Source organism: Rathayibacter sp. AY1C5 (assembly GCF_002931705.1).
In the GTDB taxonomy this organism is placed as follows: domain Bacteria; phylum Actinomycetota; class Actinomycetes; order Actinomycetales; family Microbacteriaceae; genus Rathayibacter.
Window position 1 is genome coordinate 1 of record NZ_PSWD01000007.1, and the last position, 22,616, is coordinate 22,616.

Genomic DNA, 22,616 nt, shown 5'->3' on the forward strand with positions numbered 1-22,616 from the left:
CTCCCCCCCTGCTCGAAAGGCACTCCTGCGATGACCGAGACGTCGACCGCCCGATCGACCGGCGCCCCTCCCGCCCCCGACAAGCGCGCCTGGCGCTCGCTGATCGTCCTGCTCGCGGGCATGTTCATCGCGCTGCTCGACACGACGATCGTGAACGTGGCGCTGCCCACCATCCGCACCACGCTCGACGCCTCCGAGTCGACGCTCTCCTGGATCATCTCCGGCTACGCCCTCGCGTTCGGCCTCGCCCTCATCCCCGCCGGCCGCCTCGGCGACCGCTTCGGGCACAAGTGGGTCTTCGTCAGCGGCATCGCCCTCTTCACCGTCGCCAGCTTCGCGTGCGGACTGGCCGCGGACGACACCCAGCTCGTCATCGCCCGCATCGTGCAGGGCCTGGCGGGCGGCGTCTTCGTCCCGGCGGTCAACGCCTACATCCAGCTCCTCTTCCGCGGCCCCTCGCGCGGCAAGGCCTTCGCGGTGATGGGCGCGGTCCTCGGCGTCTCGTCGGCGCTCGGCCCGATCATCGGCGGCCTGATCATCCAGGCCTTCGGCGACGAGAACGGCTGGCGCCTGGTCTTCTGGGTGAACCTGCCCATCGGCGTCGCGACCCTGATCGCCGCCGCGGTCCTCCTCCCCGCCCGCCGCGACCTCGAGGCCGGCGACCGCGCCCCGAGCGGAGGCGTCGACTGGCTCGGCCTCGTGCTCGTCTCCGGCGGCCTGGTCGCCCTGCTCGTCCCGCTCATCCAGGGCGAGGACGAGGGCTGGCCGCTGTGGACCTTCCTCTCGATCGCCGGCGGAGTCCTGCTCCTCGCCGCGTTCGGCGCCTGGGAGGTCCTCCACGTCCGCCGCGGCCGCGCTCCCCTGGTGCCGCCGTCGCTGTTCCGCCACCCGGCCTTCACCGGAGGCGTGATCCTCGCGCTGGTCTACTTCGCGGCCTTCACGAGCATCTTCTTCACCATCTCGCTGCTCTGGCAGTCGGGCCTCGGCCACACCGCGCTCGAGTCGGGCCTGGTCTCGATCCCCTTCGCGATCGGCAGCATCATCAGCTCCTCGCAGAGCAACCGGATGACCGCGCGCCTGGGGCGCAACGTCCTGGTGATGGGCAGCGGGCTCCTCGCCATCGGGCTCGGCTGGGTCTGGCTGGTGCTGCTGACCGCGACCCCGGACTCGATCAGCAACTGGCAGCTCCTGCCGCCGCTGCTGATCGCAGGCCTCGGCAACGGCTTCTTCATCGCCCCGAACGTGCAGTTCATCGTCTCGACCGTCGACCCGCAGGACGCGGGCGCGGCGAGCGGCGTGATCTCGGCGATCCAGCGCATCGGCTCGGCCGTGGGCATCGCGGTCATCGGCAGCGTGCTGTTCGGGAGCCTCGTCATCACGGGTCCGGACACGGTCGCCTCGGGCTTCCTCGACGCCGCGGCTCCCGCGATGCTCCTCAGCACCCTGATGGCGGTCGCCGCCTTCGCGCTGGTGTTCGTGCTGCCGAAGTCGGTCTCGCGCCGGGGCTGAGGGCCCCTGCCCGGTCGCCGCACGCCGGCGGCCGGGCGCGCGGGACGTCCGCCGCTTCAGCGCGGCGGGCCCCCGCCTGATCCGCGGGTGGCCCCGGAGCCTACGCCCGAGCGGCCGCCGCGGCCTTCGCCGCCGCCGGCAGCGCGTCCACGATGCGCCCGATCGCCGCGTCGTCGTGCGCGGCCGAGACGAACCAGGCCTCGTACACCGACGGCGGCAGCGAGACGCCCGCATCGAGCATCGCGTGGAAGAACGCCGGGTAGCGGAACGACTCCTGCGCCTGGACCTCGGCGTAGTCGCGCACCGGCCGGCCCAGGTCCGTGAACATGAAGCTGAAGAGGCTCCCGGCCGTCTGCACCGTGTGCGCGACGCCCTCGGCCGTCAGCGCCGCCGACACCTCGCGCTGGAGAGTCAGCGCCGTGGCGTCCAGCGAGGCGTAGACCGCGTCGTCGGCCAGCTGCAGCGTCCGGATGCCCGCGGCCACCGCGACCGGGTTCCCGGAGAGGGTGCCCGCCTGGTACACCGGCCCGAGCGGCGCCAGGTGATCCATGACGTCCGCACGGCCGCCGAGAGCCGCGACCGGCATCCCTCCGCCGATGACCTTGCCGAAGGTGTAGAGGTCGGCCCGGTACGGAGCCTCGGCGCCGCGGTTCTCGAGCCCCCACCAGCCGCCGGCGCTCACGCGGAAGCCGGTCAGCACCTCGTCCATGATCAGCAGCGATCCGTTCGCGTGCACGAGCTCGGCGAGGGCCGCGTTGAAGCCCGGGTCCGGAGCGACCACGCCCATGTTGGCGGCCGCGGCCTCGGTGATGACCGCCGCGATGTCGGCGCCACGCTCGGCCAGGACCGCGCGCACCGCCTCGAGGTCGTTGTACGGCAGCACGATCGTCTGGGCCGCGGTCGCGGCCGTGACGCCGGCGGAGGCGGGCAGCGAGAGGGTCGCGAGACCGGAGCCGGCATCGGCGAGCAGCCCGTCGGAGTGGCCGTGGTAGTGGCCGGAGAACTTGATCAGCAGGTCGCGGCCGGTGACGCCGCGGGCGAGGCGGATCGCCGTCATCGTCGCCTCGGTGCCGGTGGAGACCAGGCGGAGCTTCTCGATCGGCGAGACTCCCCCGGCCGTGATCCGCGCCTCGACCAGCTCGGCGAGGTCGGTCTCGGCGGGAGTGGACGCGCCGAACGAGAGACCGCGGGCGGCCGCCTCCTGCACCGCCGCGACGACCTCGGGGTGCGCGTGCCCGAGGACGGCGGGGCCCCAGGAGCAGACGAGGTCGACGTACTCGCGCCCGTCCGCGTCCGTGATGTACGGGCCGGCGGCCGAGACCATGAAGCGCGGGGTCCCGCCGACCGAGCGGAACGCTCTGACGGGCGAGTTGACGCCTCCGGGGATCGCGTGCCGGGCACGCTCGTACAGGGTGTCGTTCGCCGAGGTGGTCACCCCTCCAGGGTACGCGCGCCGCCCGGCGCCCTCGCGCCGGAGGAGCGCTTTCGGACGAGATGCCGAGGCTCGCTCCCGGGAGGAGGAGGCGGTTATCTCAGCAGGTCGCGAGCGATCTCGACGGCCCAGTAGGTGAGAACCGCGTCGGCCCCCGCGCGGAGGATCCCCGTGACCGACTCGAGGATCGCCGGCTCGCGCGAGATCCAGCCGTTCGCGGCGGCGGCCTCGATCATCGCGTACTCCCCCGACACCTGGTACGCCCAGACCGGCACGTCCGAGACGGAGGCGACGTCCGAGAGCACGTCGAGATAGCTCATGGCGGGCTTCACCATCACCACGTCGGCACCCTCGGCGAGGTCGAGGGTCGCCTCGCGCAGGCCCTCGCGGCGGTTCGCCGGGTCCTGCTGGTAGGTGCGGCGATCGCCCTCGAGCGTGGATTGCACGGCCTCGCGGAACGGACCGTAGAAGCTGGAGGCGTACTTCGCCGAGTACGCGAGGATCGCGGTGTCGAGGTGCCCGGCGCCGTCGAGAGCGGCGCGGATCGCTCCGACCTGGCCGTCCATCATCCCCGAGAGCCCGAGCAGGTGGGAGCCGGCCTCGGCCTGGGCGAGCGCCATCTCCTCGTAGCGGAGGAGCGTGGCGTCGTTGTCGACGCGCCCGCGGTCGTCGAGCACGCCGCAGTGGCCGTGGTCGGTGAACTCGTCCAGGCACAGGTCGGTCTGCACGACCAGCGCGTCGTCGACCTCCTCCACGACGACCCGCGTCGCGGCGTTGAGCACGCCGTCGGGGTCGGTCGCACCGGAGCCGACCGCGTCGCGCGTGGTGGGCACGCCGAACAGCATCACGCCGCCGATCCCCGCCTCGGCCGCCTCCGTCACCGCTCCGCGGACGCTGTCCAGCGAGTGGTGCATCACCCCCGGCATCGACCCGATCGGCCGGGCCTCGGTGGTCCCCTCGGCCACGAAGAGGGGCAGGATCAGCTGCGCCGGGTGTATGCGCGTCTCCTGGACGAGACGGCGGAGTGCGGGGGTCGTGCGGAGGCGGCGCGGGCGGATGGCAGTCATGTCCTCCAGCGTAATCCCGCCCCGCCGAGCACCTCCCGGGAGCGCGGACGCCTCACCCCGTGGAGGTGCTCCGGACGCACGACATCAGCCGAGAGGCGGATCCCTGGCCTGCGGGGCGAGGCCCGCCCCTCCCGGCCGACGTCGCGCCGGGGAGGCGGCTCAGCGGGGAGCGCGCTCCGTGGCGACGGCGGCGACCGCGTCGATGAGGGAGGAGGCCGAGCGCTCGTCGGCGACGACGTCGACGCGCAGGCCGAAGGCGCGGGCGTCCTTCGCGGTCTGCGGGCCGATCGCGGCGACGAGGATCGACTCGGGCACCGGGCCGAGCTGCTTCTGGACCTGCTCCGCCACGCTGCCCGAGGTGACGAGGATCGCGTGCACGGCTCCGCCGGCGACATCCGCCACGACGCGCTCCTCCACCGGGACGCCGACCGTACGGTAGGCGACCACGGAGCGCACGTCGTGCCCGATGCGGGTGAGGCCCTCGGTGAGCAGCGGCTTGGCGATCTCGGACCGCAGCGTCAGCACGCGCAGGGGGTGCCGGCCGCCGGTGGCCTCCTCCCACTCGGCCAGGAGGCCGCGGGCGGAGTTGTCCTCGGAGGGGACGAGGTCGACGGAGTAGCCGGCGGCGACGAGCGCGGCCGCCGTGGTCTCGCCGACCGCCGCCACCTTGGTGCTCGCGGGCACGGTGGTGCGCAGGAGGGAGAGGACGTCGACCGTGGTGGCGCTCGTGACGGTCATCCAGTCGAAGGCGCCGGCCTCGAGGTCGGCGAGGGCCTGCTCGAGCGCGGGGAAGTCGTCGGTCGGCGCGAAGTTGATCATCGGAGCGACGACGGGCGAGGCTCCCTTGGCACGGAGAGCGGCGGCGACACCGTCCCCCCACGGGCCTCCGCGGGGGACGAGGATGCGCCACCCCTGCAACGGCTTCTCCCACTGGGAGTAGGCGGCGGGGACGATCACGAAGGGGCTCCCAGGGGTGCGAGTTCGGCGGCACCCGCACCGAGAAGCGCGTCAGCGAGCAGAGAGCCGCAACGGAACGCGGCTTCGACGACGGGCAGTTCGCGACCACCATACTGCGGATCCGCCCGGTGTCGACCACCGCCGACCGAACCGTTATCGACCGGCTCCGCGACCTCCCGTGCGAGGGACGCCGCGCCGTCGACGGCGAAGACCACGCCGTGCAGGACGACGCGGTCCTCCTCGACGACCGCGGAGGCCCCGATCGGAGCGGCGCACCCGGCCTCGAGGGAGGCGAGGAGCGACCGCTCGGCCGTGATCGCCGCGCGGGTCGGCACGTGCTCGACCGCTGCGAGAGCGGCGCGAAGCTCCTCCGACGGCTCCTCGTCGCGCACCTCGATGGCCAGCGCTCCCTGACCGGGGGCGTGCGGGGAGACGTCGAAGCCGAGCACCTCGGTGATCGAGTCGACCCGGCCGAGGCGGCGCAGGCCGGACAGGGCGAGCACGATCGCGTCCAGCGGCGAGTCGCTGCCGGGCAGCACCCTCCGGAGCCGGGTGTCGATGTTGCCGCGGATGTCCACGATCTCGAGGTCCGGACGGGCGGCCAGCAGCGCCGCGCGCCGGCGGGGCGAGCCCGTGCCCACGCGGGCTCCGACCGGCAGGGTCGCCAGGGTGAGCCCGTCGCGGGCGCAGAGCGCGTCGCGCGGGTCCTCCCGCTCGGGGACCGCTCCGAGCAGCAGGCCCTCCACCGGAGCGGTGGGCAGGTCCTTCAGCGAGTGCACGATCGCATCGCAGCGCCCGGCGAGCAGCGCGTCGCGCAGGGCGCTGACGAACACGCCGGTGCCGCCGAGGGAGGCGAGCGAGCCGCGCATGCGGTCGCCGTCCGACTCGATGCGCACCAGCTCCACGGGGACCCCCGCGGCGGCCGACATCAGATCGGCCGTCATCCGGGTCTGCGCCACCGCGAGCGCGCTCGCGCGGGTGCCGACTCTGATGCTCACGACAGACGACTCCTCATCACGGTGCGACTCCCGCCAGGGCGGGCTTGAACCCCGCTCGCACGTTCTCGCAGCAACCGGGGCGGCAGACGTCGTACCAGGGGCCGAGCGCTGTCATCGAGGCCCGGTCCTCGGTCGGCACGCCGTTGACGCGCTCGAGGACCAGGTCGATCAGGCCGGAGACGTAGACCGGGTCCGTGCCGGGGGTCGCGACGCGGAGCGCGACGAGTCCGTGCTCCTCCGAGGTCTCGAGGGCCTCGTTGTCGAGGTCCCACATGACCTCCATGTGGTCGGACACGAAGCCGAGCGGGACGATCAGCAGCGCGCGGCGGCCGCGGGCCGGCAGCTCCGCGATGGCGTCGTTGATGTCCGGCTCGAGCCAGGGCTGGGTGGGCGGGCCGGAGCGCGACTGGTAGACCAGCTGCCAGGGCACGTCCTCGTCCGTGGCGGCGGCCATGACGACCTCGGCGACGGCGAGGTGCTGCGCCTCGTAGGCACCGCCCGGTCCGAACTCGTGCACGTCGACGACGGTGCCGTCGTCGTGGCGCTCGTGAGGTCCGCTGCGCTCGGCGTCGGCCATGGGGATCGAGTGCGTCGAGAACAGCACCTCCACCTCGGACGTGACATCGAGGTCGGGCATCCGCTCGCGCAGCTCGTCGAGCCCGTCGTGGACGGCCTTGACGAACGGCATGACGAAGCCGGGGTGGTCGAAGAACTGGCGCACCTTGTCGATCCGCAGCTCGCCCTCGAGGCCGGTCGCGTCGAGCGCCGCCGCGTAGTCCTCGCGGTACTGCCTGCAGGACGAGAAGGAGGAGTACGCGCTGGTGGCGATGGCGAGCAGGTTGGTGAACCCGCGCTCCTTCGCCTCGGCGACGGCCTCGCTCATGTAGGGCGCCCAGTTGCGGTTGCCCCAGAGCACGGGGAGGTCGATGCCGCGGTTCGCGAGCTCGGCCTCGAGCGCCTTCTTCAACGCGCGGTTCTGCGCGTTGATCGGGCTGACGCCGCCGAAGTGGCGGTAGTGGTGGGCGACCTCCTCGAGGCGCTCCTCCGGGATGCCGCGGCCGCGGGTGACGTTGCGGAGGAACGGGATGACGTCGTCCTGCCCCTCGGGCCCGCCGAAGCCGGCGAGGAGGATCGCGTCGTAGGCCACGGGGACCTCGACGTGCTCGGGGCCGGACGCCGCCGCAGGGGTGGCCCCGCGGACGAGGATCGGCTCGCTGGTCGTGTCGCTCATCGGAGCACCTCGGCGATCTGGTCGGCGTCGATGCGCCGGCCTGTGTAGAAGGGGACTTCCTCGCGCACGTGGCGGCGGGCCTCGGTGGCGCGCAGGTCGCGCATGAGGTCGACGAGGTTGACGAGCTCCTCGTCCTCGAGGGCGAGGATCCACTCGTAGTCGCCGAGCGAGAACGAGGCGACCGTGTTGGTCAGGACGGAGCGGAACCGCGAGCCCTGGCGCCCGTGCTGGGCGAGCATCGCGCGGCGCTCCTCCTCGGGGAGGATGTACCACTCGTAGGAGCGGACGAAGGGGTAGACCGTGAGCCAGCGGGCCGGCGCCTTCCCGCGCATGTAGGCGGGGAGGTGGTTCGAGCTGAACTCGGCGTCGCGGTGCACGCCCATCGCGTTCCACGTCGGCAGGAGGCCGACCAGCAGCTCCGTGCGCCGCAGCTCGCGGTAGGCCCGCTGCAGCTCCTCGGGCGCCGGGCCCGTGAGCCACAGCATGATGTCGGCGTCGGCGCGCAGGGCCGAGACGTCGTAGGTGCCGCGGACGGTCACGCCCTCGCCCTCGAGCTGGGCGACGAGGTGCTCGTACTGCTTCACCGCGGGATCCACGGCGTCGCTGGAGAGGGTGAACGGACGTGCGGGATCCCTGCGGAGAACCGCCCAGAGCGTGTATCCCAGGGCCTGATCGGAGTGATCCTGATCGGCGGGGGGCTGCGGCGCCGGAGCGGCGGCGCTCGTGTCGGGGGCGGACTGAACGGGACCCGCCGTGCCGGCGGTCTGATCGGTCATTGATCCATCATCCCTCCGCTCGTGCCGATGCACAAAAGCGGCGGGGGCTCTGGCGCCGGAGGGCCCGGGACGCTAGCGCCCCGGGCCCTCCGGCACTCAGTCCTCGATGATCTGCTTCGCGACGCCCCAAACGACGAGGCCCACGGCGGCGGCGGCGCCGACCGCTCCGGCGATCAGCGCGGAGGGGTTCTGGCGGCGCACCACCTGGAGCTTGCGCTCGATCGTCCGCTGGGCGGTACGCACCTTGCGCGGCACGTTGACCTTGTACTCGATCGCGTCGAGGGTCGCGGCGAGCTCGGAGCGAGCGCGCTCGATGTCGGCCTTCAGCTGGCCGGGCTTCAGCTCCGCCGGGTCGACGAAGCGGGGCGTGGTGCTGCTGACGGATCGCTCAGTTGTCATAGCTGCCCACTCCCTTGAACGCCTGGACGTCCTTCTTGATGCTGTCGATCGAGTCCTGCGGCACCGGCGGCACGGCCTTCTTGATGGTGCGCACGCCGACGAGGGCGAGGATCACGGCCACCAGGAGGAAGAAGACCGTCACGATCAGCGCCGACAGCCAGGCCGGAAGCCAGGAGGCGATGCCGATGATCGCGAAGGCGACCAGCGTCGCCCACGCGGTCAGGAGGAGGAAGGCCGCGACCGCGAACAGGCCGACGGCCAGACCCGCGCTCTTCGCCTTGCCCGCCAGCTCGTTCTTCAGCGAGGCGACCTCGGCCTTGACGAGCTCGATCACGAGGCCGGGCAGGTCGCTGACCAGCTCTCCCAGTGATCGGGCGTTCTTGGGATTGCGTTCGTTCACCACGGGAGCTCCTCGAGGGTGGGACGTGCCGGCCGGCGCGCGCCTGGCACGGCCGGAGGGATGAGCACTAGGCCCTGCTGGTGGAGGTGGACGTCGTCGACCCGCCGGAGCCGGCCGACGCCGCGGCCTCGTCGACCTTCGAGGCCGCCTTGCGGGCGGCGGCCGACGCCTCCGCGTCGCTCGCTCCCTGGGCCTTCCTGCCGCCGGACACGGCCTTGACGACCACCGAGCGCACGACCTCGTACGCCTTGTCCGAGACGCTGCTCAGCTGGGTCTTCGCGGCACCGCCGACGGCGCCCGCGACGTCCTGCACCGGCTGGGTCCGCCAGAAGCGGCCTGCCGCCGAGGCGATCTGCTCGTACCGCTTGCGGCCGGCGCGTGCTCCCAGCACGTACCCGGCTGCGGCTCCTGCCACGAAAAGAATCTTGCCCTTCACGCCTACTCCTCGTCCTGGGTCGCTCTCGCGATCGTCCACGCGGTCGGTGACCACTCGTGCCGGGGCACGCCGCGCGCTCGCGCGGATGCCTGGGCCTAAGAGTAGCCGTCGGCGTCGCGGGCGTCGCTCGGCAGCCCGACTCCTTGACGCACCAGTCGGCGCCGGATAAGGGCGGCCGTCTCGGCGGCGTGCGGGAGCACCGAGGCGAGGCCCGTGCCCGCGATCCAGGTGCCGGTCACGGCGACTCCCTCGATCGGGAGGAGCGCCTCGCGGAACGCCTCCAGGTGCGCGCGGCGGCCCAGCGCCGCGGCGGGCCGGACGTTGGCCCAGCGCACCCGGGCGGAGTCGACGAGCGACGCCGGATCGAGGGCGAGTCCGAGCAGCGTCGAGGCGTCGAGCAGGGCGATCGCGGCCGCCTCGGCATCGGTGCGCCCCTCGAGCGGCGGGCGCTCGCCCGGGCGCCCGTAGGAGAGGCGCAGCACGTGGCGGCCGGGAGGGAGGGAGGCGGCCAGCCAGTCCCACTTCGCGGTCGCGTGCGTGATCGCCTTGGCCGTGACGTCGGTGGCGGTGGGCGCCACGAGCACGCCGGAGCCGCGGGGGGCTGCGTCCAGGCGGGCGTCGTCGAGGACCAGGGTCACCAGCTCGACGGAGTCGTGGGGCGCCTCGTCGGCGCGCTCCGCGACGGCGGGAGCGAGGCCGGCGAGCAGCGCCCGGGCGTCGCGCTCCGGCGTCGAGACGATCACCGCTCGGGCGCTCAGAGTGCCGTCGGCGAGGGTCAGGACGAAGTCCCCGTCGGAGCCCTCGAGCCGCTGCACGGAGGTGCCGGTGCGGATCTCGCCGGAGAGGTAGTCGATCCGCTGGACCAGCGCGGCGACCAGGCGGTGCATCCCGCCCTCGAGCCCGCGGACCGCGACTCCGGCCGGGAGGTTCGCGCGGAGGGCGGCCACGGCCCGGGCGAGGGAGCCCGCGCGGGTGAGCGCGCCGTTCAGTCCGGGTGCGGCCAGGTCGACGTCGATGTCGTCCGGCCGGCTCGAGTAGACGCCGGAGACGACCGGCGCGACCAGGTCCTCGAGCACGCGCTCGCCCATCCGGGTGCGCACCAGCTCGGCGAGCGAGTGCGCGCGGCCGATGCGCAGCACCGGCATCAGGGTGTCGAGCCAGGCGCGCCAGGCGCCGCGGCGGCCGATCGCCCGCACGACGTCGGGGGCGAGCGGCGTGCCGGGGATGCCGAGGATGCCGGCCCGGGGCGACGGCACGGAGCGGCCGCCCGAGAGGTGCAGCCACGAGCCGTGCGTCCGGGGCTCGACGATCGACTCGGCGAGCGGGACGCCGTCGAGGGTCAGCGCGGCGAGCGCCCGCTCGACGTGGCCGCCGCGGGTGGCGAAGCTCTCGGCGCCCGCGTCGAGCGCGGCTCCGGCCAGGGCGAGCGGAGAGACGGAGCCGCCGACCCGCTCCCCCGCCTCGAGCACCACGACGCGCAGGCCGATGCGCAGGCACTCCGCGGCGGCGGCGAGCCCCGCCACTCCGCCGCCGACGACCGCGACGTCGTACGACGCCGCGTCGCGGGGGCGCTCCTCGCTCACGGCCGCCAGGCGTGCACGAACGCGACGAGGCGCGTGAGCACGTCGGGGTCGGTCTCGGGCGGCACGCCGTGGCCGAGGTTGAGCACGTGCGCGGGGGCGCTCAGGCCCCGGCGGAGCACGTCGTCGACGTGGGACTCGAGGACCTCCCACGGCGCGGTCAGCAGCGCCGGGTCGACGTTGCCCTGCACCGGCACGAAGCCGCCGAGGCGGTGGTTGGCCTCGTCGAGCGGGATCCGGTAGTCGACGCCCACCACGTCGGCGCCGATGCCGTGCATCGCTCCGAGCAGCTCGCCGGTGCCGACGCCGAAGTGCACGATCGGGACGTTGCGGCGCGTCTCCCCGTGGTCGAACGCCAGGTCGCGCACGTGGACGAGGGCGCGCGCGGATGCGGGAGCGACGTGGGTCGTGTAGTCCGAGAGCGAGAGCGCCCCGGCCCAGGAGTCGAAGAGCTGCGCGGCGCTGGCCCCGGCGAGCACCTGCGCGCGGAGGAAGCGGCCGGTGACCTCGGCGGTCCACTCCATCAGCTGGGCCCAGGCGGCGGGGTCGGCGTGCATCATCGTCCGAGCGCGCAGGTGGTCCTTGGACGGGCCGCCCTCCACCAGGTAGGCGGCCAGGGTGAAGGGAGCGCCGGCGAAGCCGATGAGCGGGGTGTCGCCGAGGCCCGCGACGGTGCGGCGCACGCCCTCGCGGATGGGCTCGAGCGTCTCGTCGAGCACGGACGGGTCGATCGAGGCGAGCTCGGCGACGTCGGCGGCCGTGCGCACCGGCTTCTCGAGCACCGGACCGCGCCCGGGGACGATGTCGACGCCGACGCCCGCGAGCCGCAGCGGGATCACGATGTCGCTGAAGAAGATGGCCGCGTCCACTCCGTGGCGCCGCACCGGCTGCAGGGTGATCTCGCTCGCCAGCGCCGGGTCGAGGCAGGCGTCGAGCATCTTCGTGTCGGTGCGCAGGGCCCGGTACTCCGGAAGGCTGCGGCCGGCCTGGCGCATGAACCAGACGGGCGTCCTCTCGCCCCGCTCGGAGCGGTAGGCGCGCAGGAGCAGCGAGTCGGCCGTGCGGCCGGCGGAGAGGGGGTGCAGCGGATCGAGCAGGCCGTCGGTGGGGGAGGTCACCGCGGCATTATTCCAGGCGCATCCGTGCATTCCTCCCCAGTCCGGGGACCCCGCCCCGCAGAGCGCGCGTAGACTGACGTGGTGCTTCTGTGTCTGACGGCGTCGCACAAGAACGCCAGCTTCGATCTCCTCGAGAAGCTCTCCGTCGACTCCTCCGCCGTGACCGCGGCCCTCTCCGAGGGGATCGACTTCGTCTCCGGAGCCGTCGTCGTCGCGACCTGCAACCGCTTCGAGGCCTACCTCGACATCGAGGAGCCGCTGACCGCCGCGCAGGCCGTCGCCGTCGAGGCCGCCACTGCAGCCGTCAGCGCCGCGACCGGCGTCGAGCAGGACGAGCTGCGCGGGAGCGTCGACGTCGTCTCGGGCGACCGGGTGGCCGAGCACCTCTTCGCCGTCTCCAGCGGGCTCGAGTCCGTCGTGGTCGGCGAGGGCGAGATCGCGGGCCAGGTCCGCCGCTCCCTCGAGGAGGCGCGCCGCCTCGGCACCACCTCCTCCGAGCTCGAGCGCCTGTTCCAGCGCGCCTCGCAGACCTCGCGCGGCATCAAGAACCGCACCGGCCTCGGCAGCGCCGGCCGCTCGATCGTGCGCCTCGCGCTCGACCTGGCCGCGAGCCGCGTCACCGACTGGCGGGCCGCCCGCGTCCTCCTCGTCGGCACCGGCAGCTACGCGCGGGCGACCGTCGCGGCCCTGCGCGACCGCGGAGTGGTGGACATCGCCGTGCACTCCCCCTCCGGCCGCGCCGAGGGCTTCGCCGCCCGCCGCTCGCTCCGGCCCATCGCCGCCTCCGATCTCCCGCTCGAGGCGGTCTCGGCCGACATCGTCATCACCTGCACCACGACCCAGGAGCCCGTGCTCGACGCCGCCCTGCTCGCCGCCGGGCGCCTCCAGGGCTTCTCCCGCGAGCGCCAGCTCGTGATCGACCTGGGCCTGCCGCGCAACGTCGCCTCCGACGTCACCTCGGTCGCCGGCGTCGAGCTCCTCGACCTCGAGACGATCAGCCTGCACGCGCCTCTCGATGTGCTCGACGCGTCGCAGCAGGCGCGCGCGCTCGTCGACAAGGCGGCCCGGAAGTTCTCGGACGTCGCCGACGAGAAGAGCCTCACTCCGGCCGTCGTCGCCCTGCGCGCCCACGTGTTCGACGCGCTCGACGCCGAGATCGAGCGGGCCCGCTCGCGCGGCGACGAGGACGGCCGCACCGAGCAGGCGCTCCGCCACCTCGCCGGCGTCCTGCTGCACACCCCGAGCGTCCGCGCCCGCGACTACGCGCGCGCCGGAGCCCAGGAGGCCTACCTCACCGGGCTCGAGGCGCTCTTCGGCATCGAGGTCCCGGCCGAGCCCGCCGCCGCCGCGCGCCCCGACGCGGACGCCGCCACCGCGTGAGCCTCCGGCTCCCCTTCGATGCGGAGCCGCTGCGCTCCGCGCCGCTGCTCACCGAGCGCCTGCTCCTGCGTCCCCTCGGACCGGAGGACGCCGAGGACCACGCGCGCTAACAGGGCGACGCCGACGCCGTCCGGTTCCTCCGCTGGCCGGTGCGCACCCCCGAGGAGTCGCGGGCGCACCTGCAGCGCCGCCTCCCCTCGACACGGCTCGCCGCCGACGGCGACGTGGCCGTGCTGGCGATCGTCCCCCGGGAGGGCGTCCTCGCCGGGCGGATGATCGGCGACCTCACGCTCATCGCGACGTCCGTCGAGCAGGAGGCGGTCGAGATCGGCTGGGTGCTGCACCCGGAGGCGCAGGGGCGCGGCTACGCGACCGAGGCCGCCCGGGCGCTGCTCGACCTCGCGTTCGACACCCTCGGCGCGCACCGCGTGATCGCGCAGCTCGACGCTCGGAACACCGCGTCCGCCCGCCTCTGCGAGCGCCTCGGGATGCGCCTCGAGGCGCACCACCGGGAGGACGAGTTCTGCAAGGGCGAGTGGACCTCGACCCTCGTCTTCGCCCTGCTCGCCCGCGAGCGCTGACCGCAAGGCCGGCTGGTCCGCGCCCGGCGGGACGCCGCCGGCCCGTCCGGTCGGCGGCGTCCCGGGAGGAGTGTCAGGCCCCGCGGAGCCCGGTGAAGAGGTACGACTCGAGCTGCTCGAGCGGGATGCGCTCCTGCTTCATCGTGTCGCGGTCGCGAACGGTCACGGCGTCGTCCTCGAGCGAGTCGAAGTCGACGGTCACGCAGTACGGGGTGCCGATCTCGTCCTGGCGGCGGTAGCGGCGGCCGATCGCTCCGGAGTCGTCGAAGTCGACGTTCCAGAGCTGGCGCAGCTGGTCGGCGACGCGGCGCGCGAGCGGCGAGAGGGCCTCGTTGCGCGAGAGCGGCAGCACGGCCACCTTCACCGGCGCCAGGCGCGGGTCGAGGTGCAGCACGGTCCGCGTCTCGACCTTGCCCTTGGCGTTCGGCGGCAGCTCCTGCTCCTCGTAGGCGTCGACGAGGAACGCCATGAGCGCGCGGGTGAGACCGAACGACGGCTCGATCACGAACGGCACGTAGCGCTCGTTCTTGTTCTGGTCGAAGAACGAGAGGTCCTTGCCCGAGTGCTCGATGTGCGTCTTGAGGTCGTAGTCGGTGCGGTTCGCGACTCCCATCAGCTCGCCCCACTCGCCCGAGGCGAAGCTGAAGCGGTACTCGATGTCGACGGTGCGCTTGGAGTAGTGGGAGAGCTTGTCCTTCGGGTGCTCGTACTGCCGGATGTTCTCGGGGTTCATCCCGAGCCCGACGAACCAGTCCCAGGCGAGCTGCATCCAGGTCTCCTGCCACTCCTCGTCCGTGCCGGGCTCGACGAAGAACTCGAGCTCCATCTGCTCGAACTCGCGGGTGCGGAAGATGAAGTTGCCGGGGGTGATCTCGTTGCGGAACGCCTTGCCGATCTGGCCGATGCCGAAGGGCGGCTTGCGACGGGCGCTCTGCAGCACGTTCGCGAAGTTGGTGAAGATGCCCTGGGCGGTCTCGGGACGCAGGTAGTGCAGACCCGACTCGTCGTCGACGACGCCGAGGTAGGTCTTCATCAGGCCCGAGAACTGCTTGATCTCGGTCCACTGGCCGACCTTGTCGGGGTGCTCCGGGTCGGGGATGTCGGCGAGGCCGTTCACGGGCGGGTGGCCGTTGACCTCCTCGTACTTCTCGAAGAGGTGGTCGGCGCGGTAGCGCTTGTGGGTGATCAGCGACTCGGTCAGCGGGTCCGAGAAGACGCCGACGTGTCCCGAGGCGTGCCAGATCGCCGTGGGCAGGATGACCGCGGAGTCCAGGCCGACGACGTCGCCTCGGCCCTGCACGAAGGTCTTCCACCACTGGCGCTTGATGTTCTCCTTGAACTCCACGCCGAGCGGCCCGTAGTCCCACGCGGAGCGGGTGCCCCCGTAGATCTCACCCGAGGGGAAGACGAATCCCCTGTGCTGCGCGAGGGTGATGACTTTGTCGAGGGTGGTGGGTTCTGCCACGGGTTGCTCCTCAGCTGTTCGGGCGCACGGGGCCCCGGCGCGCGCCGGCTGCGCGCGTCCTTCTGGTGTGCCCCCATGGTAGCCGCGGGGGCGCCGAGCCGGTCCGCCCGCGGCGGGCATGATGAGCGGATGAGCACCCTCCCGCCGATCGTCGTGTCCGCCGTCGCCGTCCTCCGCGACCGGCGCGTCCTGATGGTCACGGCGCGGGGCCGCGACGTCCTCTACCTCCCCGGCGGCAAGGTCGACGAGGGCGAGAGCGGGATCGAGGCGGCGGCCCGCGAGACCCGCGAGGAGCTCGGTGCCGTCGCGCTCGGCCTCGAGCCCCTGTTCACCGTCCGCACCCAGGCGCACGGCGAGCCGGAGGGGCGGGAGGTCCACATGAGCGTCTTCGCCGCCGAGCTCGACCGGGAGGCGCGCCCGAGCGGCGAGATCGACTCGCTGCACTGGGTCGACGGCTCCGATGCGGGCCGCTGCCCGCCCGCCGGGGTCGAGACCCTCCGGCTGCTGCGCGGTCTCGGTCTCGTCGACTGACCCTCCGGCGCCGGGCCGACCGCGGGGCGGCTAGCCTCGTGGCGTGGAGACGAGACGGCGTGCACGGGACCGGTCGAGCGCGGAGGAGCCGGACCGGCTCGAGCCGGTGCGACTGGAGGCGGCCGTGCCGATCCTGCGGATCTTCTCGGTCGCCAAGGCGGGCGAGTTCTACGTCGACTACCTCGGCTTCGAGGTGGACTGGGAGCACCGCGCCGCGCTCGACGCCCCCCTCTACCTGCAGGTGTCGCGCTCGGGGCTCCGCCTGCACCTCAGCGAGCACCACCGCGACGGCAGTCCCGGCGCCGCGGTGCACGTCGCCCTCCGCGGTGTCCGCGAGCTGCACGCCGAGCTCGACGCGAAGGCGTACCCCTACCTCAACCCGCGGATCACCCGCACGCCGTTCGGCTTCGCGCTCGACGTGATCGATCCGTTCGGCAACCAGCTGCGCTTCGCGGAGCCGGCCCCGGTGCCGCGCCTGCCCTGATCGGTGCGCGTGCGGGTGCTTGTACAACCTGAGCGCCGACTGATCAACCGTTCACCGGCCGTCCATGCACTTCGGAGTCCCATCCTTTAGCGTGGCTCCGATGGCTTCACGGGGGACGATCGAGCGGCCGGTCACGGCCCGGGCAACGGGACGGCAGCGCCGACCGCGGCTCCGCTTCATGGAGGCTGCACCGCTGGCGACGGGCCTGCTGGGCTCGATCGCGATCCTCCTCGGCTCGCTCGGCGTGGGCTACCTGCCCGCCGGCTCGCCCATCCGCGACTGGCCTGTCGTCGCCTCGATCCGCGCCACGGGCTGGCTCACCGAGTCCAGCGGCGCCCTCGTCGTGGGCGGCGGGATGCTGCTGCTGATCGCGTGGCTCCGCCTGCGCACGGTCGCGCTCGCGGCGGGCCCCGGCTCCGTCCGCACCATCGTGGTGGCGGCCCTCGCCTGGACCGCTCCGCTCCTCGTGACGGTGCCGCTGTTCAGCCACGACATGTTCTCCTACGTGGCGCAGGGTCGCCTGATGACCCAGGGCATCGACCCCTACACCCACGGCGTCGCGACGCTCCCGGGCTGGTTCGACCTCGGCGTCGACCCGCTCTGGGCCGACACGCCCACGCCCTACGGGCCCCTCTACCTCCTGATCGAGCGCACCGCCGTGCAGTTCGCGGGCTACGGCGCACCGGAGCTCTCGATCGCGATGCTCCGCGCCGTGTCGGTCGCGGGCGTGGCCGTCATGGCCGTCTACGCGCTCCGCCTGGCGCGCCTGCGCGGCCTCTCGGTCCCGCTCACCGCCTGGACGATCGTCGCCAACCCGCTGACCCTCGTGCTCTTCGTCGTCGCCGGCCACAACGACTCCGTGATGCTGGCGCTCATCCTCGCGTCGCTCTACTACGCCCAGACCGACCGGCGCATCGCCGCCGTCGTGCTGATGGCCGGAGCGATCGCGATCAAGCCGATCGCCGTGATCGCGCTCCCCGTGCTCGCGCTCCTGTGGCTGCGCCACGACGCGACGTGGCGCGAGCGCACCCGCGGCTGGCTCTGGACGGGCGCCGGAGCGCTCGGCCTCGTGGTCGCCGTCGGGCTGCTCGCGGGCGTCGGGGTCGGCTGGGTCGCGGCGATGGTCGTGCCCGGCTCGATCCTGCACTGGTACGCGCCGATGTCGTTCGTCACGGTCTCGGTCTCCCGCGCCGTCGAGTTCACCGGTCACGACCCCGCCGCGGCGATCGCCGTGGTCAAGATCCTCGCGCTCGGGCTCGCCGGCCTGATCGCTGCGCGCCTCATGCTGTCGCGGCGCTCCATCGATCCGCTCGCCCGCCTGTCCGGCGCGCTGCTCGCGTTCGTGACGGCGTCGACCGCCATCCACCCTTGGTACGCCCTCTGGATCCTGCCGATCGCCGCGCTCGCGCGCCCGTGGAGCCGCTCCCACGTGCACCTGGCGGTCTACGCGTCGATCTTCCTCATGTGCGTCACGCTCGCCGAGCCGATCGACGGCGGAGGCGGCACGATGGACCAGATCCCGGCGCGGGTCGCGACGATCGCCGCGATCGCCGTGGTCGGCATGTACGTCCTCCTCGGCTACACGGACGAGGAGCGGGTCGAGGGTCTGCCCCTGGTGCGCGCGCTGCCGTTCGGCTCCGTGATCCTCGCCCGCCTCAGCGGCGGCCGCCTGGTCGACGCCCGGATGGCCGCCACTCGCCTGCGCGACTAGCCGGGGCCGCGGCTCAGGAGTCGGACTCGTCGCTCCGACGGCGCGTGCGGCGGTCGAGCGCGGCCTGCGCCGTCTCGGCGGCCGAGTCCGGGGAGCCGACCGGCCCGGTGGGACCGGCGAGGGTACTCGAGAGCGACGACAGCCAGCCGGAGTCGTCGCGGCCGGCGTTCAGCGCATCCGAGAAGAGGGGGAGGTCGCTGCGGGCGGCGTGGATCGCGTAGGACTCGCGGGAGAACCCGTTGTCGGGGACGACGGGCGTCCTGCGGGACGCGCGCGTGGAGTCCGGGGCCTGCTCCTGTCGAGCAGCGTTCGACACCTGCTCCGGGGTGGACTGCTCCTGGGCGGCCTGCTCCCGGCGGGCGTCGCGCTCGTCGCGCGGGGTGCTGCTGTCGTGGTCCACGGCGGTCCTCCTGCTCTCCGCCCCGAGCGGAGGGGCAGGCGCCGCGATGACGGGGCGGCGCCCGGTCAGGCTACCCCTCGTTCAGGGTGTGGCGTCGTCGGCGGCCCCTGATCGTGGCGCGGGGCGCCAGACGACCAGCTCGGTCCGGCGCTGCGCGCGCGTGCCGTGGCGCAGAGTGACCACGTCCCCCTCGAGTCCGGCGGCGAACACGCGGCGGCCCGGCCGGTTCAGGAGCTCGTCGGCGAGGGCCGACTCCAGCTCGCGCACCCGCTGCGAGAGCGACTGCACCTGGTTCTCGAGCTGCAGGATGCGCGCGATGCCCTCGAGCGAGACGCCCTCGGAGGAGAGCCGGGCGACCTCGCGCAGCTGCACCACGTCGCGCATCGAGTAGCGGCGCGACTTGCCCGCGGTGCGGGTCGGGCTCACGAGCCCGAGCCGGTCGTACTGCCGGAGCGTCTGCGGGTGCATCCCCGCCAGCTCGGCGGCGACGGCGATCGCGAAGACGGGCGTGTTCTCGTCCATGTCTCCTCCTCCGACCGGTCGCGCCGATCCGGTGCTAGTAGCGGGCCTTCTCCAGGATGTCCTCGCGCGGGTCCTCGTCCGGCTCGGCGGCGGCGTAGGCCTCGAGGGCCTCACGGGCGGCGGCGGACAGGTGGCTCGGGACGGCGACCTGCAGGACGGCGAGCAGGTCGCCCGTGCCCTTGGGGGTCGTGACGCCGCGGCCCTTGACGCGCAGGACGCGGCCGCTCGGGGTGCCTGCGGCGACCCGGAGCTTGACGGGCTCGCCGCCGAGGGTCGGCACCTCGATCGTCGCGCCGAAGACGGCCTCGACGAAGGTCACGGGGACCGTCACGCGCAGGTTCAGCCCGTCGCGCTCGAACACCGGATGCTTGCGCACCGAGACGGTGAGCACCAGGTCGCCGGGATCGCCGCCGTCCGGGCTGGGGCGGCCCTTGCCGCGGACGCGGATCTTCTGGTCGTCGGCCACGCCGGCGGGGATGCGCACCGAGAGGGTGCGCCCGTCGCCGGTCTGCAGCTGGACGGTGTCGCCCCGGGTCGCGGTGCGGAAGTCGATGGTGGTGCTGGCGGTGACGTCGGCGCCCTTCTGCGGGCCGCCGAAGCCGCGGTAGCCGCCGCTGGGCTGGCCGAAGCGGCTGCCTCCGCCGCCGAACATGCCGCCGAGGATGTCCTCGAAGCCCGGCGGCGGGCCCTGCTGGGTGCTGTAGGAGGTGCGCCCGCCCTGGCCGAACATGCCGCCGAAGACGTCGTCGAACCCTCCGGGCTGGCCTCCCGCGGTGAAGCGCGCTCCGCCGCCCATGGCGCGGATCTGGTCGTACTCCTTGCGCTGCTCGGCGTCCGAGAGCACGGTGTACGCCTCGCTGATCTCCTTGAAGCGCGCCTCGGCCTTCGCGTCCCCCGGGTTGGAGTCGGGGTGGAACTGGCGGGCGAGCTTGCGGTAGGTCTTCTTCAGGTCCGCGGCGGAGACGTCCTTGGACACGCCGAGGACCTTGTAGAAGTCCTTGTCGAACCAATCCTGGCTGGCCATGTGCCTCTTCCTGTGTCGAATGCGGCGAGGGACCCCGCCCCGGTCCGGCAGCGTGCTGCCGAGCGGGGCGGGGTCCTCCGCGGTGGTGGTGCCGGTGGCGGGGTCAGTCGGCGGGGACTGCCACGACCACCTTGGCGGCCCGGAGCAGCGAGCCTCCGAGGTAGTAGCCCGCCTCGACGACGTCCGCGACCGTGGAGGTCTCGGCGCCGGGGGTGGGCTGCTGGAAGATCGCCTCGTGGATGTTCGGGTCGAACAGGTCGCCCACGGCGCCGGTCTTCACCAGGCCGAGCTTCTCCACTCCGCCGCGCAGCTTCTGCGCGATGGCCGTGAAGGGCCCGCCCTCGGCGAGGTCGCCGTGCTTCTCGGCGCGGTCGAGGTCGTCGAGCACGGGGAGGATGACCTTCACCGCGTCGCCGATCGCCCGCTCCTTGTCGACCTGGCGGTTGGCCTCGGTTCGCTTGCGGTAGTTCGCGTACTCGGCGGTCACCCGCTGGAGGTCGGCGAGGTGCTCGGCCGCGAGCGTCTCGGCGCTGGACTGTCCCGAGAGGAACGAGAGGTCGGCGTCCGAGAGGCTGGTCTCGACGTCGGGCCCCTCGGCCTCGATGAGGCCCTCCTGGTCCTGGGCGTCCTGCGCCGCCTCGGCTCCCGCCTCGCCGCCGGTGACCGGCTGCTCCTCGGGGAGGTCCTGGGGCTCGTTCTCGGCTGCCATGGCTACTTCGTGTCCTTCGGCTCGTCCTCGTCGATGACCTCGGCGTCGACGATGTCCTCGTCGTCCTTCTTGTCACCGTCGGCCGGAGCGTCCGCGGGGGCGCTCTGCGCGGCCTGGTCCTGGGAGTAGATCGCCTGGCCGATCTTGGTCTGCGAGGCGTTGAGGGCGTCGAACGCGGTCTTGACGGCCGCGTCGTCGTCGCCGGCGAGCGCGGTCTTCAGCGCGTCGACGTCTCCCTGCACCTCGGACTTGACGTCCTCGGGCAGCTTGTCCTCGTTGTCCTTGATCAGCTTGTCGATCGAGTACGCCAGGGTCTCGGCGTTGTTGCGGATCTCGGCGGCCTCGCGGCGGGCCTTGTCCTCGGCGGCGTGCTCCTCGGCCTCGCGGACCATGCGGTCGATGTCGTCCTTGGGCAGCGACGAGCCGCCCGTGATCGTCATCGACTGCTCCTTGCCGGTGCCCTTGTCCTTCGCGGACACGTGGACGATGCCGTTGGCGTCGATGTCGAAGGTGACCTCGACCTGCGGGATGCCGCGCGGGGCCGGCGCGATGCCGGTCAGCTCGAACGTGCCCAGGTTCTTGTTGTCGCGGGTGAACTCGCGCTCGCCCTGGAAGACCTGGATCGCGACGGACGGCTGGTTGTCGTCGGCCGTGGTGAAGGTCTCGGACCTCTTGGTCGGGATCGCGGTGTTGCGCTCGATGAGTTTCGTCATGATCCCGCCCTTGGTCTCGATGCCCAGCGAGAGCGGGGTCACGTCGATCAGGAGGACGTCCTTGCGCTCGCCCTTGAGGACGCCGGCCTGCAGCGCGGCGCCGACGGCGACGACCTCGTCCGGGTTGACGCCCTTGTTGGGCTCCTTGCCGCCGGTGAGCTTCTTGACGAGCTCGGCCACGGCCGGCATGCGGGTCGAGCCGCCGACGAGGACCACGTGCGCGATGTCCTCGACCTTGACGCCCGCCTCGGCGATGACGTCGGTGAAGGGCTTGCGGGTGCGCTCGATCAGGTCGCTGGTGAGCTCCTCGAACTTGGCGCGGGTGAGCGTCTCGTCGAGATTCGCCGGGCCGTTCTCGGTGAGCGAGAGGTAGGGCAGCTGGATGCTGGTCGAGGTGCTCGAGGAGAGCTCCTTCTTCGCCTGCTCCGCGGCCTCCTTGAGGCGCTGACGCGCGATCTTGTCCTTCGAGACGTCGACGCCGGTCGAGTCCTTGAAGCGCTTGACCAGGTGGTCGACGACGCGCTGGTCCCAGTCGTCGCCGCCGAGGCGGTTGTCGCCCGAGGTCGCACGGACCTGGATGGTCGAGAAGTCGTCGTCCTTGCCCACCTCGAGGAGGGAGACGTCGAACGTTCCGCCGCCGAGGTCGAAGACGAGGATGAGCTCGTCCTCCTTGCCCTTGTCGAGGCCGTAGGCCAGCGCGGCCGCGGTGGGCTCGTTGATGATGCGCAGGACGTTGAGTCCGGCGATCTCGCCGGCGTCCTTGGTCGCCTGGCGCTCGGCGTCGTTGAAGTAGGCCGGGACGGTGATGACCGCGTCGGTCACCTTGTCGCCCAGGTACTGCTCCGCGTCGCGCTTGAGCTTGCCCAGGATGCGGGCCGAGATCTCCTGCGGGGTGTACTTCTTGTCCTCCACGCCGAAGGTCCAGTCGGTGCCCATGTGGCGCTTGACCGACGCGATGGTGCGGTCGACGTTGGTGACGGCCTGGCGCTTCGCGGTCTCGCCGACGAGCACCTCCCCGTCCTTGGTGAACGCCACGACGGACGGCGTGGTGCGGAAGCCCTCGGCGTTGGCGATGACGGTGGGCTCGCCTCCCTCGAGGACGGCCACGACAGAGTTGGTGGTTCCCAGGTCGATGCCTACGGCACGGGACATATGCGTTGTTCTCCTTCGCGATCGGCGTCGCGCGGGCGGCT

At 72.9% G+C, this 22,616-nt stretch carries 22 protein-coding genes and 1 pseudogene; 6 read left to right on the forward strand and 17 right to left on the reverse strand.

Features of this window, described 5'->3' with window-relative positions:
• The first annotated feature begins 30 nt into the window (after positions 1 to 30).
• Positions 31 to 1,509, forward strand: coding sequence for an MFS transporter (locus C5C57_RS07705; protein WP_104233092.1), 1,479 nt, complete (start codon positions 31 to 33; stop codon positions 1,507 to 1,509).
• 100 nt (positions 1,510 to 1,609) lie between these two features.
• Here C5C57_RS07705 and hemL read toward each other — a convergent pair whose 3' ends face one another.
• The 11 genes from hemL to hemE form a co-directional block, all read right to left on the reverse strand.
• Positions 1,610 to 2,944: a glutamate-1-semialdehyde 2,1-aminomutase gene (gene hemL / locus C5C57_RS07710; RefSeq protein WP_104246920.1), complete on the reverse strand. Its 1,335-nt coding sequence runs from the start codon at positions 2,942 to 2,944 to the stop codon at positions 1,610 to 1,612.
• A 92-nt stretch (positions 2,945 to 3,036) separates the two neighbouring features.
• Complete coding sequence (gene hemB, locus C5C57_RS07715) at positions 3,037 to 4,008, reverse strand: porphobilinogen synthase (RefSeq protein WP_104246921.1); 972 nt, start codon at positions 4,006 to 4,008, stop codon at positions 3,037 to 3,039.
• A 159-nt stretch (positions 4,009 to 4,167) separates the two neighbouring features.
• On the reverse strand, positions 4,168 to 4,962 hold the full coding sequence (locus C5C57_RS07720; RefSeq protein ID WP_104222950.1) for a uroporphyrinogen-III synthase: 795 nt from the start codon (positions 4,960 to 4,962) through the stop codon (positions 4,168 to 4,170).
• Positions 4,962 to 5,963: a hydroxymethylbilane synthase gene (gene hemC, locus C5C57_RS07725; protein WP_104246922.1), complete on the reverse strand. Its 1,002-nt coding sequence runs from the start codon at positions 5,961 to 5,963 to the stop codon at positions 4,962 to 4,964. Before hemC ends, C5C57_RS07720 begins: the two co-directional genes overlap by 1 nt.
• A gap of 16 nt (positions 5,964 to 5,979) precedes the next feature.
• The gene (locus C5C57_RS07730) at positions 5,980 to 7,194 is read right to left on the reverse strand and encodes a ferrochelatase (protein WP_104246923.1); all 1,215 of its coding nucleotides are present in this window, start codon (positions 7,192 to 7,194) and stop codon (positions 5,980 to 5,982) included.
• Positions 7,191 to 7,970, reverse strand: coding sequence for a hydrogen peroxide-dependent heme synthase (gene hemQ, locus C5C57_RS07735; protein ID WP_104233087.1), 780 nt, complete (start codon positions 7,968 to 7,970; stop codon positions 7,191 to 7,193). The genes C5C57_RS07730 and hemQ overlap by 4 nt, the downstream gene beginning before the upstream one ends.
• 96 nt (positions 7,971 to 8,066) lie before the next feature.
• A complete protein-coding gene (locus C5C57_RS07740) occupies positions 8,067 to 8,369 on the reverse strand; it encodes a DUF3618 domain-containing protein (RefSeq protein ID WP_104222879.1) in 303 nt (100 codons plus the stop codon).
• Entirely contained in the window at positions 8,359 to 8,769 is a 411-nt protein-coding gene (locus C5C57_RS07745) for a phage holin family protein (RefSeq protein WP_244229489.1), read from the reverse strand. Before C5C57_RS07745 ends, C5C57_RS07740 begins: the two co-directional genes overlap by 11 nt.
• A 67-nt stretch (positions 8,770 to 8,836) precedes the next feature.
• The gene (locus C5C57_RS07750) at positions 8,837 to 9,184 is read right to left on the reverse strand and encodes a YtxH domain-containing protein (protein ID WP_146076886.1); all 348 of its coding nucleotides are present in this window, start codon (positions 9,182 to 9,184) and stop codon (positions 8,837 to 8,839) included.
• Between the two features lie 116 nt (positions 9,185 to 9,300).
• Positions 9,301 to 10,788 carry an NAD(P)/FAD-dependent oxidoreductase gene (locus tag C5C57_RS07755; RefSeq protein WP_258072360.1) on the reverse strand — a complete coding sequence of 496 codons (1,488 nt, stop codon included), beginning with the start codon at positions 10,786 to 10,788 and terminating at the stop codon, positions 9,301 to 9,303.
• Positions 10,785 to 11,933 (reverse strand): uroporphyrinogen decarboxylase, encoded by a 1,149-nt coding sequence (gene hemE / locus C5C57_RS07760; protein ID WP_104222882.1) that lies wholly within the window; start codon positions 11,931 to 11,933, stop codon positions 10,785 to 10,787. The genes C5C57_RS07755 and hemE overlap by 4 nt, the downstream gene beginning before the upstream one ends.
• Positions 11,934 to 11,984: 51 nt before the next feature.
• Between hemE and C5C57_RS07765 the strand changes: the two genes are divergently transcribed.
• Together C5C57_RS07765 and C5C57_RS07770 are read left to right on the forward strand one after the other, a co-directional pair.
• Positions 11,985 to 13,283, forward strand: coding sequence for a glutamyl-tRNA reductase (locus tag C5C57_RS07765; protein WP_104246973.1), 1,299 nt, complete (start codon positions 11,985 to 11,987; stop codon positions 13,281 to 13,283).
• A gap of 128 nt (positions 13,284 to 13,411) precedes the next feature.
• Positions 13,412 to 13,864: pseudogene (locus C5C57_RS07770) on the forward strand (GNAT family N-acetyltransferase); the annotation flags it as partial.
• 73 nt (positions 13,865 to 13,937) lie between these two features.
• On the opposite strand, the gene C5C57_RS07775 reads toward C5C57_RS07770, so the two are convergent.
• Positions 13,938 to 15,329, reverse strand: a complete 1,392-nt coding sequence (locus C5C57_RS07775) for a glycine--tRNA ligase (RefSeq protein WP_104226140.1) — start codon at positions 15,327 to 15,329, stop codon at positions 13,938 to 13,940.
• Between the two features lie 129 nt (positions 15,330 to 15,458).
• Here C5C57_RS07775 and C5C57_RS07780 point away from each other — a divergent pair, with 129 nt between their 5' ends.
• From C5C57_RS07780 to mptB, 3 genes are all read left to right on the forward strand, one after another.
• Positions 15,459 to 15,860 carry an NUDIX domain-containing protein gene (locus C5C57_RS07780; protein ID WP_104246924.1) on the forward strand — a complete coding sequence of 134 codons (402 nt, stop codon included), beginning with the start codon at positions 15,459 to 15,461 and terminating at the stop codon, positions 15,858 to 15,860.
• 43 nt (positions 15,861 to 15,903) lie between these two features.
• Positions 15,904 to 16,344, forward strand: coding sequence for a glyoxalase superfamily protein (locus C5C57_RS07785; protein WP_208543318.1), 441 nt, complete (start codon positions 15,904 to 15,906; stop codon positions 16,342 to 16,344).
• 100 nt (positions 16,345 to 16,444) lie between these two features.
• Positions 16,445 to 18,055: a polyprenol phosphomannose-dependent alpha 1,6 mannosyltransferase MptB gene (gene mptB / locus C5C57_RS07790; protein ID WP_146082391.1), complete on the forward strand. Its 1,611-nt coding sequence runs from the start codon at positions 16,445 to 16,447 to the stop codon at positions 18,053 to 18,055.
• Between the two features lie 13 nt (positions 18,056 to 18,068).
• Here mptB and C5C57_RS07795 read toward each other — a convergent pair whose 3' ends face one another.
• The 5 genes from C5C57_RS07795 to dnaK all read right to left on the reverse strand — a co-directional run bounded on the left by C5C57_RS07795 (position 18,069) and on the right by dnaK (position 22,575).
• Positions 18,069 to 18,455: a hypothetical protein gene (locus C5C57_RS07795; RefSeq protein ID WP_104246926.1), complete on the reverse strand. Its 387-nt coding sequence runs from the start codon at positions 18,453 to 18,455 to the stop codon at positions 18,069 to 18,071.
• 81 nt (positions 18,456 to 18,536) lie between these two features.
• A complete protein-coding gene (locus C5C57_RS07800) occupies positions 18,537 to 18,977 on the reverse strand; it encodes a heat shock protein transcriptional repressor HspR (RefSeq protein ID WP_104226135.1) in 441 nt (146 codons plus the stop codon).
• 34 nt (positions 18,978 to 19,011) lie between these two features.
• Positions 19,012 to 20,001, reverse strand: coding sequence for a DnaJ C-terminal domain-containing protein (locus C5C57_RS07805; protein ID WP_104222888.1), 990 nt, complete (start codon positions 19,999 to 20,001; stop codon positions 19,012 to 19,014).
• A gap of 103 nt (positions 20,002 to 20,104) precedes the next feature.
• A complete protein-coding gene (locus C5C57_RS07810; RefSeq protein ID WP_104237617.1) occupies positions 20,105 to 20,710 on the reverse strand; it encodes a nucleotide exchange factor GrpE in 606 nt (201 codons plus the stop codon).
• 2 nt (positions 20,711 to 20,712) lie between these two features.
• Positions 20,713 to 22,575, reverse strand: a complete 1,863-nt coding sequence (gene dnaK, locus C5C57_RS07815) for a molecular chaperone DnaK (RefSeq protein ID WP_104222890.1) — start codon at positions 22,573 to 22,575, stop codon at positions 20,713 to 20,715.
• Positions 22,576 to 22,616 lie beyond the last annotated feature (41 nt).

Excerpts from the sequence above, each read along its gene's own strand:
- C5C57_RS07705 (WP_104233092.1), top strand. The coding sequence starts at position 31 with ATGACCGAGACGTCGACCGCCCGATCGACCGGCGCCCCTCCCGCCCCC.
- hemB (WP_104246921.1), bottom strand. The coding sequence starts at position 4,008 with ATGACTGCCATCCGCCCGCGCCGCCTCCGCACGACCCCCGCACTCCGC.
- C5C57_RS07730 (WP_104246923.1), bottom strand. The coding sequence starts at position 7,194 with ATGAGCGACACGACCAGCGAGCCGATCCTCGTCCGCGGGGCCACCCCT.
- hemQ (WP_104233087.1), bottom strand. The coding sequence starts at position 7,970 with ATGACCGATCAGACCGCCGGCACGGCGGGTCCCGTTCAGTCCGCCCCC.
- C5C57_RS07740 (WP_104222879.1), bottom strand. The coding sequence starts at position 8,369 with ATGACAACTGAGCGATCCGTCAGCAGCACCACGCCCCGCTTCGTCGAC.
- hemE (WP_104222882.1), bottom strand. The coding sequence starts at position 11,933 with ATGCACGGATGCGCCTGGAATAATGCCGCGGTGACCTCCCCCACCGAC.
- C5C57_RS07780 (WP_104246924.1), top strand. The coding sequence starts at position 15,459 with ATGAGCACCCTCCCGCCGATCGTCGTGTCCGCCGTCGCCGTCCTCCGC.
- mptB (WP_146082391.1), top strand. The coding sequence starts at position 16,445 with ATGGCTTCACGGGGGACGATCGAGCGGCCGGTCACGGCCCGGGCAACG.
- C5C57_RS07800 (WP_104226135.1), bottom strand. The coding sequence starts at position 18,977 with ATGGACGAGAACACGCCCGTCTTCGCGATCGCCGTCGCCGCCGAGCTG.
- C5C57_RS07805 (WP_104222888.1), bottom strand. The coding sequence starts at position 20,001 with ATGGCCAGCCAGGATTGGTTCGACAAGGACTTCTACAAGGTCCTCGGC.
- C5C57_RS07810 (WP_104237617.1), bottom strand. The coding sequence starts at position 20,710 with ATGGCAGCCGAGAACGAGCCCCAGGACCTCCCCGAGGAGCAGCCGGTC.
- dnaK (WP_104222890.1), bottom strand. The coding sequence starts at position 22,575 with ATGTCCCGTGCCGTAGGCATCGACCTGGGAACCACCAACTCTGTCGTG.